Genomic DNA, 12,976 nt, shown 5'->3' on the forward strand with positions numbered 1-12,976 from the left:
GGGCCGGGAGACCGAGATCCTGGCGCACCTGCTGCGGGTGGCGACGGCCGAGACGTTCCGGGCCCGGCTCGCCGGGCTGGACCTGTCCGGCTTCAGGCCCCGCAGATCGCCTGGGCCTGTGCCTCCGCCGCGAGGGCGTCGGAGAGCGTGCCGGCGTCACCGATGGACAGCTCCCGCTTGATCGCGCCGTAGGCGACCGTCGGGCCGGCGGCGAGGCGCGCCGCGAGCTCCTGGGCGGCCGGCAGCACCTGCTCGTCGTCCTCCAGCAGCCGGGAGAGCATCCCGATCCGGTTCGCCTCGTCGGCCTTCACCGGCTGGGCGAGCAGCAGCAGCTCGACCGCCTTGGCGTGGCCGACGATCCGCGGCAGCGACCAGGAGATGCCGCTGTCCCCGGCCAGGCCGACGTTGGCGAACGCCATCAGGAACTTGGTGGACGGCCCGCCGATCCGGAAGTCGGCGAGCAGCGCCAGCGAGGCGCCCGCGCCGGCGGCCATGCCGCGCACCGCCGCGACGACCGGCTTCGGCATGCTCGCGAGCCGCTGCGCGATCGGGTTGTAGTGCACCTGCACCGTGTTGAGGTCCGTGGAGCCGGCTTCCAGCAGGGCCGCGTGCTCCTTGAGGTCCTGGCCACCGCAGAAGGCGGCACCGGCGCCGGCCAGCACGATCGCCCGGCAGGACCGGTCGCTCTCCAGCTGGGCGAGGGTGTCCCGCAGCGCCTCCTTGAGGTCGACGGTGAAGGAGTTCATCGCCTCGGGGCGGTTCAGGGTCAGGGTGACGACGGCATCGGTGCGGTCGACGAGGAGCGAGTCGGTCATGAGTCTGAGAATCCCACACGTCCACCACGGGTGGCCGCTTGCAGGCAGCGTTCCACGTAGCGGTCGGCGGCGGGACGCAGCCGGGCGGCGTGCTTGTCGAAGAACCCGGCCGCGCGGACGCCCGGCCACTGCGGTGGCAGCAGCGCGGCGGGCAGTTGCGGGTCCTGGAAGAGGAACGAGCGCCAGGCGTGCACCAGGCGGAACCGGGCCGCGTACGCCTCTTCGTCGGAGCTGCGCGCGGTGACGGCCTTGACGACCGGGCGTAGCGACGTCACGAACTCCTCGTACGACTGGCCGATCCGGTCCAGGTCCCAGGCCCGGCCGACGATCTCCGAACCGGCGGTGTGGCTGGCGCTGAACCGTTCGTATCCGGTCCCGGCCTCGGCGAGGGCCGCCTCGATCTCGTCGGAGGCGCGTGGCGCGATCCACACGTGGTCGCTGAGCGGGCCGTAGCCCAGGAAGGCGAGCCGGGTGGCGTCCCGGCGGCTGAGTTGATCGTTCAGGAGGATCATGTCGAAGCGGCCGTCCCAGCCGCCGCGACCGGTTCGGTACACCCGGGTCGCCGCGTCGTCGAGCCGGCGCGCGGCCTTCGGCGTCAGCAGATAGCCGGGCCCCGAGGCCAGCCGGAGCGGGTGCAGCCATCCCTGGCGCACCATTCGCGACACCGCGGTGCGGACCGCGGGAGCCGCGATGTCCAGCGGGGCGAGCAGTTTGACCAGGGCCGCGACGGGTGCCCGCGAGCCACGGGCACGCAGGTAGTCGCCGTACAGGTCGAAGAGTGCGGACCGCGCCTGCATGACCGCACATTGTGACAGCCTGAAAGGCGATATGCTAGATGCTGTCACATCCGCCCGGGCTGGGTTTGGGTTCGCCGGTGTTCATCAGGGAAAATGTTTGATCGGCACGGTGGGCCGCAACGCGTGAAGACGTGAAACGGCCTGTACGGCCGCCGGTCGGAAACGAGCAAACGCGTCGCGTGGGGCTGAGCACGTGACGTGACTGCTGGGCATTTCCAGGAGCAAGTGGCTGTGGGGCAACCCACCGACCCTGACGTAGGTCTGAGGGGAGACAAGATGGCGGCGATGAAGCCGCGGACGGGCGACGGTCCGCTGGAGGTCACCAAAGAGGGTCGTGGCATCGTCATGCGCGTCCCGCTGGAGGGTGGTGGCCGTCTCGTCGTTGAGATGACTCCGGACGAGGCCAACGCGCTGGGTGACGCGTTGAAGTCGATCGCCGGCTGACGTTTCACGCGAGCCCGCCGGTACGGTACCGCCCGTACCGGCGGGCTTTCCACGTCTTACGGAAAGGTCATCCTCCCGTGTTCGCAATCCGCTTGACCGATGCCTCCGACGAGTCGGCCACCTGGGTCGTACCGATCGGTCCCGACGGGCCGTGGCCGGTCGGTGAGGTCGACGCCGAGGTGTCCGCGCTGACCGGGCAGACCGAGGACACCGGCCGGGCCGGCCGTGTCGTGGCGCTGCCGAGACCGCTGGGCCGCCCGTCCCGGGTGCTGCTCGCCGGCGTCGGCGACGGTGACGAGGCGGGATGGCGCGCCGCGGGCGCCGCCGCGGTCCGCGAGGCCGGCGACGACGAGGTGATCGAGGTTCATCTGCCGGCCGGCGCCACGCCGGCCGCGCTGCGCGGCCTCGCCGAGGGCCTCTGGCTGGGCGGCTATCGCTATCGCGACGCGCCCAAGCCACCCCGGTCCGGCGAGGTGCGGGTCATTGCCGCCAACCCCGAGGGGTACGCCGAGAGTCTCGGCCAGGCGCGGGCGACCGCGACGGCCACCTGGTTCGCCCGGGACCTGACGAACACGCCGTCCTCGGTGAAGAACCCGGCCTGGTTCGCCGACCAGATCGTCGCCGCCGCGGCCGGCCGCCCCGGGCTGAGCGTGACCGTGCTCGCCGGTGACGACCTGCTGCGCTTCGGCGGCCTGCGCGCCGTCGGCGGTGGCTCGGTGACGCCGCCGCGGTTCGTCGAGCTCTCCTGGCAGCCGCCCGGTGCGACCACCCACGTGGTCCTGGTCGGCAAGGGCATCACCTTCGACACCGGCGGCATCTCGATCAAGCCGCGCGACGGCATGAAGCTGATGAAGAAGGACATGGGCGGGGCGGCCGCGGTGATGGCTGCCGCGATCGGCGCCGCCGACCTGAACCTTCCGGTCCGCGTCACCGCGCTGGCCCCGCTCGCCGAGAACGCGGTCAGCGGATCCGCCTTCCGCCCGGGCGACGTGATCACCCACTACGACGGCTCGACCAGCGAGAACACCAACTCTGACGCCGAGGGCCGGATCGTGCTGGCCGACGCGCTGGCCTACGCGGCCGAGCAGCTGCGGCCCGACCTGGTGCTCGACCTGGCCACCCTGACCGGCGCGAACGCGGTCGCCCTCGGCAAGCGCACCGCGGCGCTCTACAGCCCGGACGACGACCTCGCCGAGGCGCTCACCGACGCCGGCGCGGCGGCCGGTGAGCAGATGTGGCGGCTCCCGCTCGCCGACGACTACGTGGACAACCTGCGCAGCGACATCGCCGACCGGATCAGCGCGCCGCCCGGACCGGGCTCGGTGATGGCGGCCCTGTTCCTGCGCGACTTCTTCGGCGACACCCGGTGGGCGCACCTGGACATGTCCGCGCCGAGCTGGGCCGAGGCCAACGACCTCGACCTGACCAAGGGCGCCACCGGCTGGGGCGCCCGCACTCTTTTGAGGTTTTTATCCTCTTTTTGTGAAGCTTCACCCGAGCGCCAGCCGAGCGAAGCGAGGCCATTCAACCCCGCTTGACGGCGGTCAGCAGGCCGGCGCCGGACGGGATGACCGCGGGGATCCAGTCCTCGGACTCGCGGATCGCCTTGACCGTCTCCCGGATGGTCAGGGTGTCGACGTCACGGGCGGACGGGTCGTTGATCCGGCCGCCCGCGTGCGCCCCGTTCACGATCAGCACCCCGCCGGTGCGGAGCAGGCGCAGGGCGGCCTCGGTGCAGGCGGCGAACTCGGTGGTGTCCGCGTCCACGAAGATCAGGTCGTAGGCGCCGTCGGCGAGCCGGGGCAGCACGTCCAGCGCGCGCCCGCTGATGATCCGGGTGCGCGACGAGGAGAACCCGGCCTCCAGGAACACCCGCCGGGCGATCCGCTGGTGCTCGTGCTCGACGTCGATGGTGGTGAGCACCCCGTCGGGGCGCATGCCGCGGAGCAGCCAGATGCCGCTCACACCCGTACCCGTGCCGATCTCGACCACGGCCTTGGCGTTGCCCGCGGCTGCCAGCAGGCGCAGCACGGAGCCCGCGCCGGGCGAGACGCAGGGCAGGCCGAGCTCGTGCGCGAGGGCGCGCGCGGTCTGCTGGACCGGGTCCTCGGTGGCGTAGGTCTCGGCGAAGGGGGTTGACTGGGGCGCCGGCTGACCGAATGAACGAGCTGGACCGATGATGACGACCTCCGGACGAAGGGGTGATGGTCGCGGCGCAAGCGCGCACATCGGATAAGAGAGTAGAGCGATGCTCTCCGGTGATGCACCGCGCTGTCGATGCATAAACGCCTCAGGCGGCGCGGTGTGGGCTGTGGGGCGATCCGGTGGGAAGGTGGGAACCGGCGAATCCGTGTCATCCTGGATGCGCGGAGCCGGGCGAGCGATGAGTGGAGGCACCGACGTGACCGACGGCTGGAACTGGCGCCGGCCACCGACGTCGCCTGAGCCGGGCGCACCCGGGGCCGCGTCGCAGCCGCCGCCCGGTTCGCCGTGGTGGTCCGACGCGACCGCCGACCCGTGGCGCGATCCCTATGCGCCGTCGGCCGTGGTGCTGCCACCTCCGCCGGCCACCGGCGGGCCGGCCCTCGACCCCGTTCCCGACCCCGACGCGCCCCGCCGCTCACTCGCCCCGATCCTGCTGATCTGCCTGGTCACCGCCCTGTTGGCGGGTGGCCTGGGCGGCACGCTCGGGTTCGTCTTCGCGGTCCGCGGCGGTCTCGCCCCGGGCGGCGGCACCCAGATCGGCGCCGATGACCGGCAGGTGCCGGAGTCGGCGCAGCGCGCTCCCGAGTCGCTGGCCGGGGTGGCCGAGCGGGTCATGCCGAGCGTCGTGACGGTCCGGGTGGCCGGCGCCATCGGGTCCGGTTTCGTGGTCTCCACCGACGGCTACGTGATCACCAACGACCACGTGGTCGAGGACGCCGACGAAACCCTGGGTGTGTCGTTCAGCGACGGGTCCACGGCGACGGCCAAGCTGATCGGCCGGGACCCGGAGTCCGACATCGCCGTGATCAAAGTCGCAAAGAGCGGGCTGACCCCGGTGGCGCTGGGCGACTCCGACGCGCTCGCGGTCGGTGACCCGGTGCTCGCTTTCGGTTCACCGCTGGCCCTGGTGAACACCGTGACCCAGGGCATCGTGAGCGCCGTGGACCGGCCGATCGAGGCCGGCGACCCGGGCGGCCCGACCCGCTACTACGCGGCGATCCAGACCGACGCCGCGGTCAACCAGGGCAACTCCGGCGGCCCGCTGGTCAACGCGAGCGGCCAGGCGATCGGGGTGAACTCGGTGATCCGCTCGGTGGGCGGGGCCGACACCGAGGCCGGCAACATCGGTCTCGCCTTCGCCATCCCGATGAACCAGGCCAAGCGCGTCGCGCAGGACATCATCGACACCGGCAAGGCCCGGCGGACCGTGATCGGCGCCGAGGTGGTCACCGGGGAGACGGCCGGCGGCGCCCGGCTGCGCTCGGTGGAACCGGCCGGTCCGGCCGCCACAGCCGGGCTGAAGAGCGGCGACGTGATCACCAAGCTGGACGGGCACCTGGTCGAGGAGGGCACCGACCTGATCGCGCTGGTGCGCAAGTACGCGCCGGGCTCGGTGGTGGCGGTGGAATACCGTCGCGGGACCAAGGCCGCGACCGCCTCCGTGACTCTCGCCGCCGACACCAATTGACGTAGGCTTGCCGCCGGGACGCCTGGGAGGCCGTACGTGTTCGAGAATCTGAACTGGTGGGAGATCGGCGCACTGCTGATGCTCGCGCTGCTGATCTTCGGGGAGCGCCTGCCCAAGGTGATCGGCGACGGGTTACGCATGCTGCGTGGCCTGCGCAGCATGGCGCAGAACGCGACCTCCGACCTGAGCCGTGAGCTCGGCACCGACATCCAGCTCGAAGACCTGCACCCGAAGGCCTTCATCCGCAAGCACCTGCTCAGCGAGGAGGACGAGGCGGCGATCCGCAAGCCGCTGCAGACCCTCTTCGACGACGTGAAACAGGACCTCAACGGGGTCAAGTCGGAGCTGTCCGACGTCGCGGCGGCCGCCGACTTCAAGAACCAGCCGAAAAGCACCGCGCCGGTCGAGAGCCCCCGACCGGCGCAGCGTTACGACCTGGATGCCACCTAGCCGCGCTTGGCGTTGACCATCAGGCCCAGCGGCTTGCCGACCAGCGACTCGCGGCGGATGGCCAGCTTGTCGGCCACGGCGTCGAGCGCTTTCGCGGCCAGCGCCTCCGGCTCGGCCAGCACGATCGGGGTGCCGCCGTCGCCGGCCTCACGGACCCGGGTGTCCAGCGGGATCTGACCGAGCAGCGGCACCCGCGCGCCGACGGTCTTGGTCAGCGACTCGGCCACGGTCTCGCCGCCGCCGGCGCCGAAGACCTCCATCCGGGAGCCGTCCGGCAGCTCCAGCCAGGACATGTTCTCCACCACACCGACCAGACGCTGGTGGGTCTGCAGCGAGATCGCGCCGGCCCGCTCGGCCACCTCGGCGGCGGCCATCTGCGGGGTGGTGACGACCAGGATCTCCGCGTTCGGCAGCAGCTGGGCCAGCGAGATGGCCACGTCGCCGGTGCCCGGCGGCAGGTCGAGCAGCAGCACGTCCAGGTCGCCCCAGTAGACGTCGGCGAGGAACTGCTGGAGCGCCCGGTGCAGCATCGGGCCGCGCCAGACCACGGCGGCGTTGCCCGCGGTGAACATGCCGATCGAGATCACCTTCACGCCGTGCGACTGCGGCGGCATGATCATTTCCTCGACCCGGGTCGGCTTGCCCTCGACGCCGAGCATCCGCGGCACCGAGTGGCCGTAGATGTCCGCGTCGATGACACCGACCGACAGGCCCCGCTTGGCGAGGGCGGCGGCCAGGTTCACGGTGACGCTGGACTTGCCGACGCCGCCCTTGCCGCTGGCCACCGCGTAGACCCGGGTGCGGGAGCCGGGCTGGGCGAACGGGATGACCGGCTCCGCGGACTCGCCGCCGCCGCGCAGGGTCGTCTGCAGCGCCTTGCGCTGTTCCTCGGTCATCACCCCGAAGTTGATCTCGACCCGGTCGATGCCGGGGATCTTCGTGAGCGCGGCGGTGATGTCGCTGTTCAGCTTGTCCCGCAGGGGACAGCCGGCGACGGTGAGCAGCAGATCGACCTTGACGAGGGTGTCGCTGACGGTGAAGCCCGCGACCATGCCGAGGTCGGTGATGGGGCGGCGGATCTCGGGATCGTCGACGGTCGCCAGAGCGGCTTGGATCGCGTCCTCGAGCGTCGATGCAGGAGCGGACATGCCAGCAATGCTACGTCGAGGTCAGGGGTGGTCCTCCTCCCACTCCATCCGGGCCCGCTTCTCCCGCCGCAGTGCTGCTTCGTCCAGTTCGTCGGCGACCCGATTCAGCTCGGAACGCAGGAAGTCCCTGGTGGCGACGTCGCCGAGGGCGATCCGCAGGGCGGCGATCTCGCGGGCCAGGTATTCGGTGTCGGCCTTCTGCATCGCCGCGCGGCGACGGTCCTCCTCCATGGCGAGGCGGTCCCGGTCGGCCTGCCGGTTCTGCGCCAGCAGGATCAGCGGCGCGGCATACGACGCCTGCAGCGACAGGATCAGCGTGAGGAAGGTGAACGTGTACGGGTCGAAGCGCAGACGCTCCGGCGCCAGCGTGTTCCAGGCGAACCAGGCGGCGATCAGCACTGTCATGTAGACGATGAACTTCGCCGTGCCCATGTACCGCGCGATGCTCTCCGACCAGCGGCCGAACGCCTCCGGATCGAACTTCGGCAGCTGCACCCGGCCCGGGTCGCGGGGCTGGTCCAGGCGGTCCCGGCGGTTCTCGGTCACGGCGCCGGCTCCTCATCGTGGGCGTCACGGTCGCGTGAGTCCCGGATTCGCTCGTCGTAGGCGTCACGGTCGCGCCAGTCGCGGGGCAGCGAGTGGTCCAGCACGTCGTCGACGGTCACCGCGCCCAGCAGCCGGTGCACCGAGTCGACCACCGGCATCGCGATCAGGTCGTAGGTGGCCATCCGCCGGGTGATCTCCAACAGCCCGGTCTCGGTGCGCAGCGGCTCGATGCCGCTGTCCACCAGGCCGCCGACGATCGAGGCCGGCGGTTCCCGCAGCAGCCGCTGGAAGTGCACCATGCCGAGGTATTTCCCGGTCGGCGTCGCACTCGGCGCCCGGGCCACGAAAACCTGGGCGGCGATCACCGGATGCAGTTCCGGTTCGCGGATCCGGGCCAGCGCCTCGGCGACCGTGGTGTCCGGGGTGAGGATCACCGGCTCGGAGGTCATCACACTGCCCGCCGTGCCCGGCCGGTAATTCATCAGCTGCCGGACCGGCGCCGCCTCCTCCGGCTCCATCAGGTCGAGCAGCACCACCTGCTCCGCTTTCGGCAGCTCGGCGAGCAGGTCGGCCGCGTCGTCCGGGTCCATCCGCTCCAGCACGTCGGCGGCACGTTCCCGGTCCAGCCGGGCCAGGATCTCCACCTGGTCGTGCTCGGGCAGCTCCTCCAGCACGTCGGCCAGCTTGCGGTCGCTGAGCGCGGCGGCCACCTCGTTACGTCGCGCGTCCGGCAGATCCTGCAGCGCGTTCGCCATGTCGGCCGGGCGCATCTGGTCGAGCAGCGCGAGCAGGTTTGAGGTGCCCTGTGTGTCGGTCGGGCCGACCAGGCCGCGGACCCGGTCGTACTCCGCCTGGTAGACGTGCCCGCGCCGGGTCAGCCGGCCGGTGTGCTCCCGAACCGCGATCCGGGTGATGATCCACTCGGTGTTGCGGTTCTGCTCCATCCCGATGTCCACCACGACACCGGTGTGGTCGGGGCCTTCGCCGTGCTCGGGGACCACGGTCACCCGGCGGTCCAGCAGGTCTCCCACCACCAGCAGCTCGTTCGGCCGCTTCTCGAACCGGCGCAGGTTCAGACTGCCCGTGCCGAGCACGACGCCTTCCGAGTCCATGCTGGTCACGCGCCCGATCGGCAGGAAGATCCGGCGGCGCAGCGCCATCTCGGCGACCAGGCCGACCACCTGCGGCGGGCGGTTCGTGGTGCGCAGGCGGACGACCGCGTCGCGCACCCGCCCGACCCGGTCTCCGTTGGGGTCGAACACCGGCAGGCTGGCGAGGCGCGCCAGATAAACCCTCGTCCCCATGGTCACGACCTCAGATTAGGTTAGGGTCCGGACATGTCCACCGTGGCCTACGAGATCGTTGACGTGTTCACCGATCGGCCGTTCGCCGGTAATCCGCTCGCGGTCGTGTTCGGCGCCGAGCAGCTCGGCACGGATCAGATGCAGACGCTGGCCCGCGAGTTCAACCTGGCCGAGACGGTTTTCGTGCTGCCGCCGACCGCGGAGGGCGCCACGTACCGAGCACGGATCTTCACGACCGAGACCGAGCTGCCGTTCGCCGGTCACCCCAGCGTCGGCGCGGCGGTCACCGCGATGCGGCGCGGCATGTTCGCCGCCGGCCCGGTCATCCAGGAGTGCGGCGCCGGCCTGCTGCCGGTCGAGGTCACCGACGCGGGCCGGGCCACGCTCACCGGCGGCGAAGCCCGGTTGGGCTCCTCCCGCGAGCCGAAACCGCTGCTCAGCATGCTCGGCCTGACGGCCGAGGACTACGCCGGTGGAGATCTCGCCACGCCACGCGAGGCAGGCTGTGGGCTGGACTGGCTCTTCCTTCCGGTACGACGGGAAGCGCTCGCCCGCATCCGCCTCGACACTCCCGCGGCCGAGCGGCTGGGCGTGACCGACCTGAGCGTGTTCGCCTGGGCGGACGGGGAGGCCCATGCCCGCGTGTTCGTCCCGGGCACCTCGGTGTGGGAGGACCCGGCCACCGGCTCCGCGGCGCTGGGCCTGGGGGTCTGGCTGGTCGCTGCGGGGTGGCTGCCCGGGGACGGCACGTCGACGTACCGGGTCCATCAAGGCATCGAGATGAAACGCCCGTCGCTGCTGGAGTGCACGGTCACCGCCGCCGGCGGCAGCACCACCGCAGCGACGGTGGCCGGCCACGTCTGGCCGGTCGCCGAGGGCCGAATAGCCATCCCGCCCTTCATCGGCTGACCGGCCTCCGCCGGCGATTCAGCGCTTGCGGACGCGGTGCAGGCGGAACGGCCGGCGCGTCTCGACCCGGGCCGGCGTCTCCCGGGGCGGCGCGGCCGCCGACTCGGCGGGCAACTCCGCGGTGCCGACCGCGGACTCCCCGGCCGGGACGAGCTTGACCAGCGCACAGCCGTTCTCCACCCAGCGGGCCACCAGGTCCTCGGCCGTGCCGGAGGCGTTCAGCCGCTTCGTGGCGAGCTGCGGGGCGATCTCGTCCCACTCGGGGCTGCCGGGCAGCACCCGCTCGACCGCCGCTTCGGCCTGCACGATCAGGCCGCCGTGGTCGCCGCGCAGCCGCACGATGGCCCGCTCGGCCTGAGCCAGCCCGGGAGCGTGCTGCTCACCCGGCCCGCTCACCACGGCCAGCGCGTTCTCCACCGGCATGCACCACAACGCGTACGCCGGGCCGTCGCCGACCGAGACCCAGGCGATCGACGCCTTCTTGATCGCCTCTTCCAGCACGCCAGAGCTCACCGCGCCATCCTCCCACGCCACCGATCTCCCGAGGCTCCTCAGGCCATGGCCGGGACGTGATCGATCAGGGTGAGCACCTCGGTGAGCGACCGGACCGTGCGACCGGCGAAGTTGGTGTCCGCATCGAACACCAGGTGGTTGGCCAGGTCGGGAGCGGCCAGCCGGACCGGTGTCATGCCGACCGCCGCCGCGCCGGTCAGTTCGTGGCTTCCGCCGTCGCCGACATAGAGGCAATCCGCCGGCGCCACGCCGAGCCGGTCGCACGCCGCCAGGTAGATCTCGGGATCCGGCTTGCAGACGCCGAGCTCGACCGAGTAGATCTGGGCATCCAGCAGCGGCGCAACCGGCAGGCCGGGCAGGAAGGCGGGAAGCTCGTGGGTGCAGTCGCTGACGACCGCGGTGCGTACACCGCGGTTGCGGATCGCGGTGAGCGCGCTCACCGCGTCCGGGCGCAGTTGGGTGTCGGCGCGGAGCGCGTCGATCCGGGCCGGCATGGCCGCCCGGATGGCGCTCGGCCGCGCGTCGCCGCCGGCCTGCTCGATCACCCAGCGCAGGGTGGCTTCCGCCGAGCCGAAACGCCCGCAGGCCCGGGCCCGGAAGGTACGGTCCAGCACGCCGACCAGGGTGTCGGGGTCGGCTCCGAGCGCCCGGGCGATGTCGGCATGCTGTGGTCCGCGCTGTACGGAGCGGGTCAGCGTGCCAAAAAAGTCAAACACCACCGCACGGTATGCGGGCACGTAAATCGGCCTCCTGGGCATCGAGGGGTTGAAACGGCCATAGAGCCGTCGGTGACTGTATCGACTGCGTCACTCTCCGCCAATAGACGTCGACAAACAGTGACGCTCGACTGTGCAAGAAGCGACGGCCGGGGATGAATATGCGCTCACCGCACACGGTTCCACCCCCGGCGACGACGGCTGCCCTGCTCGTGGCGGTGCTCGCCGTCTCCTCGTCGGCGCCGCTGATCGCGTTCGCGGCGGCCCCCGCCCTCGCCGTCGCGTTCTGGCGCAACGGGCTCGCCACCGTCGCCCTCACCCCGCTGGCACTCATCTCCCGTCGCGCCGAGATCCGTGACGTGCTGCGCGGCCCGCGGCGGCGGGAGGGCGTCTTCTGCGTGCTGGCCGGCGTGGCGCTGGCCGCCCACTTCGCCACCTGGATGCCGAGTGTCCAGCTCGGTTCGGTGGCCACGGCCACCGCGCTGGTCGCCACCCAGCCGGTCTGGCAGGGCTTGATCGCCGCGGCGCAGGGCCGGCGCCCGTCCGCGGCCGGCTGGTTCGGCATCGCGCTGGCGGTGGCCGGCGCGGCCTGGGCCACCGGCGCCGACCTGGGCGTCTCCACTCAGGCGGTGGTAGCCGACGTGCTGGCCCTGCTGGGCGCGATCGCCGCGGCCGTCTACACCGCGCTGGGTGAGCGAGCCCGGACCGCGCTGAGCACCACCACGTACACCTGGATCTGCTACGGCACCTGCGCGCTGCTCCTGCTGATCGTCTGCCTGGCCGGCGGCATCGACCTGACCGGCTACAACGGCGCGACCTGGGCCGCGATCCTCGCCATCGTCGTCGGCGCCCAGCTGCTGGGCCACTCGATGTTCAACTACGCCCTGCAGCACACCTCGGCCACCACGGTCAGCGTGCTCATCCTGCTGGAGGTGCCCGGCGCGGCCCTGCTCGCCTGGGCCTGGCTGGGCCAGACCCCCCGGATGAGCTCCCTCCCCGGCTTGGCCCTGCTGCTCCTCGGCGTCGCCGTCGTCATCATCGGCGCCGCCCGAACCGGCCGCGCGGTCGCCACCTCCACCCCCTCCGAGGCCGCCGCCGCACCCCCACCCTGACCCGGGCACCGCTCTCACCCACCCGCAGGCTGCGGACTGCCTGCTCAGCTCGCAGACTCCGCAACACCGGCCTGGCCGGCAGTCTGCGCACCGCCGGCTCAACCCGCAGGCGCCGCAACGCCTGCGTGGCCGGCAGGGCTGCGCACCGTTGGCCTAATCGGAGGCTCAGCACCGCTTGCCTAACCCGCAGCCTCTGCACCTCCGCCTGACCCGAAGCCTCTCAACCTCGGTCCGACTCCAGCCTCCGCACTCCCGGCCAAGCCGGACGGGCTGCGTTTGGAGACCGGCCCGGGCTGCGGCCTTCACGAGCCAGACCGCAGGCCTCTTTCCGGCGAATTCCATAGGGAATCGCCTTCCTTGGGCCGCTCTGCGATAGAACGTCGCGTTGTTCCTTGCCGTCCGGTATAGCCGTCACCAGCGGCGCCCACCCGCTCGTTGCACCACCGAGCAGGCCGGCCGGCATCGCCGTGGGACCGAGGGGGAGTGGATGCGACGCGATCGGTGGGTCCGGCTGCTGGCCGCCGGCGCCCTCGCCATGTCCGGCGCCGG

General features: G+C 71.9%; 13 protein-coding genes and 1 pseudogene. 6 read left to right on the forward strand and 8 right to left on the reverse strand.

The window, feature by feature from the left end; genetic code table 11:
* Positions 1 to 95 precede the first annotated feature (95 nt).
* Together AB0F81_RS46695 and AB0F81_RS46700 are read right to left on the reverse strand one after the other, a co-directional pair.
* Positions 96 to 815 (reverse strand): annotated as a pseudogene (locus AB0F81_RS46695) (enoyl-CoA hydratase-related protein); the annotation flags it as partial.
* Positions 812 to 1,612 (reverse strand): PaaX family transcriptional regulator C-terminal domain-containing protein, encoded by an 801-nt coding sequence (locus tag AB0F81_RS46700; RefSeq protein WP_360210074.1) that lies wholly within the window; start codon positions 1,610 to 1,612, stop codon positions 812 to 814. The gene AB0F81_RS46700 and the pseudogene AB0F81_RS46695, both read right to left, overlap by 4 nt.
* A gap of 276 nt (positions 1,613 to 1,888) precedes the next feature.
* Here AB0F81_RS46700 and AB0F81_RS46705 point away from each other — a divergent pair, with 276 nt between their 5' ends.
* Both AB0F81_RS46705 and AB0F81_RS46710 read left to right on the forward strand, forming a co-directional pair.
* Positions 1,889 to 2,056, forward strand: a complete 168-nt coding sequence (locus AB0F81_RS46705) for a DUF3117 domain-containing protein (protein WP_014447667.1) — start codon at positions 1,889 to 1,891, stop codon at positions 2,054 to 2,056.
* Positions 2,057 to 2,133: 77 nt separating this feature from the next.
* On the forward strand, positions 2,134 to 3,594 hold the full coding sequence (locus tag AB0F81_RS46710; RefSeq protein WP_360210077.1) for a leucyl aminopeptidase family protein: 1,461 nt from the start codon (positions 2,134 to 2,136) through the stop codon (positions 3,592 to 3,594).
* Here AB0F81_RS46710 and AB0F81_RS46715 read toward each other — a convergent pair.
* Positions 3,581 to 4,285, reverse strand: a complete 705-nt coding sequence (locus AB0F81_RS46715) for an O-methyltransferase (RefSeq protein ID WP_360210079.1) — start codon at positions 4,283 to 4,285, stop codon at positions 3,581 to 3,583. The genes AB0F81_RS46710 and AB0F81_RS46715 overlap by 14 nt on opposite strands.
* A gap of 172 nt (positions 4,286 to 4,457) precedes the next feature.
* Between AB0F81_RS46715 and AB0F81_RS46720 the strand changes: the two genes are divergently transcribed.
* Positions 4,458 to 5,729, forward strand: a complete 1,272-nt coding sequence (locus AB0F81_RS46720; protein ID WP_360210097.1) for a trypsin-like peptidase domain-containing protein — start codon at positions 4,458 to 4,460, stop codon at positions 5,727 to 5,729.
* A 36-nt stretch (positions 5,730 to 5,765) separates the two neighbouring features.
* Positions 5,766 to 6,179 (forward strand): preprotein translocase subunit TatB, encoded by a 414-nt coding sequence (locus AB0F81_RS46725; protein WP_360210081.1) that lies wholly within the window; start codon positions 5,766 to 5,768, stop codon positions 6,177 to 6,179.
* Here AB0F81_RS46725 and AB0F81_RS46730 read toward each other — a convergent pair.
* Genes AB0F81_RS46730 through AB0F81_RS46740 form a run of 3 tightly spaced genes read right to left on the reverse strand, consistent with a single transcriptional unit; the run spans position 6,176 to position 9,183 of the window.
* The gene (locus AB0F81_RS46730) at positions 6,176 to 7,327 is read right to left on the reverse strand and encodes a P-loop NTPase (protein ID WP_360210083.1); all 1,152 of its coding nucleotides are present in this window, start codon (positions 7,325 to 7,327) and stop codon (positions 6,176 to 6,178) included. The two genes, AB0F81_RS46725 and AB0F81_RS46730, sit on opposite strands and share 4 nt — an antisense overlap.
* Positions 7,328 to 7,348: 21 nt before the next feature.
* Complete coding sequence (locus AB0F81_RS46735) at positions 7,349 to 7,873, reverse strand: DUF1003 domain-containing protein (RefSeq protein WP_360210085.1); 525 nt, start codon at positions 7,871 to 7,873, stop codon at positions 7,349 to 7,351.
* Positions 7,870 to 9,183, reverse strand: coding sequence for a CBS domain-containing protein (locus AB0F81_RS46740; RefSeq protein WP_360210087.1), 1,314 nt, complete (start codon positions 9,181 to 9,183; stop codon positions 7,870 to 7,872). Before AB0F81_RS46740 ends, AB0F81_RS46735 begins: the two co-directional genes overlap by 4 nt.
* Before the next feature lie 27 nt (positions 9,184 to 9,210).
* Here AB0F81_RS46740 and AB0F81_RS46745 point away from each other — a divergent pair, with 27 nt between their 5' ends.
* Positions 9,211 to 10,086 (forward strand): PhzF family phenazine biosynthesis protein, encoded by an 876-nt coding sequence (locus AB0F81_RS46745; protein WP_360210089.1) that lies wholly within the window; start codon positions 9,211 to 9,213, stop codon positions 10,084 to 10,086.
* 18 nt (positions 10,087 to 10,104) lie between these two features.
* Here AB0F81_RS46745 and AB0F81_RS46750 read toward each other — a convergent pair whose 3' ends face one another.
* Both AB0F81_RS46750 and AB0F81_RS46755 read right to left on the reverse strand, forming a co-directional pair.
* Positions 10,105 to 10,599 (reverse strand): hypothetical protein, encoded by a 495-nt coding sequence (locus AB0F81_RS46750; protein ID WP_360210091.1) that lies wholly within the window; start codon positions 10,597 to 10,599, stop codon positions 10,105 to 10,107.
* Between the two features lie 38 nt (positions 10,600 to 10,637).
* Positions 10,638 to 11,336 carry an HAD family hydrolase gene (locus AB0F81_RS46755; RefSeq protein WP_360210093.1) on the reverse strand — a complete coding sequence of 233 codons (699 nt, stop codon included), beginning with the start codon at positions 11,334 to 11,336 and terminating at the stop codon, positions 10,638 to 10,640.
* A gap of 140 nt (positions 11,337 to 11,476) precedes the next feature.
* Between AB0F81_RS46755 and AB0F81_RS46760 the strand changes: the two genes are divergently transcribed.
* Complete coding sequence (locus tag AB0F81_RS46760; RefSeq protein ID WP_360210095.1) at positions 11,477 to 12,427, forward strand: DMT family transporter; 951 nt, start codon at positions 11,477 to 11,479, stop codon at positions 12,425 to 12,427.
* Positions 12,428 to 12,976: the final 549 nt, after the last annotated feature.

Origin of the sequence: Actinoplanes sp. NPDC024001 (assembly GCF_040638955.1) — a bacterium.
Classification (GTDB): Bacteria; Actinomycetota; Actinomycetes; order Mycobacteriales; family Micromonosporaceae; genus Actinoplanes.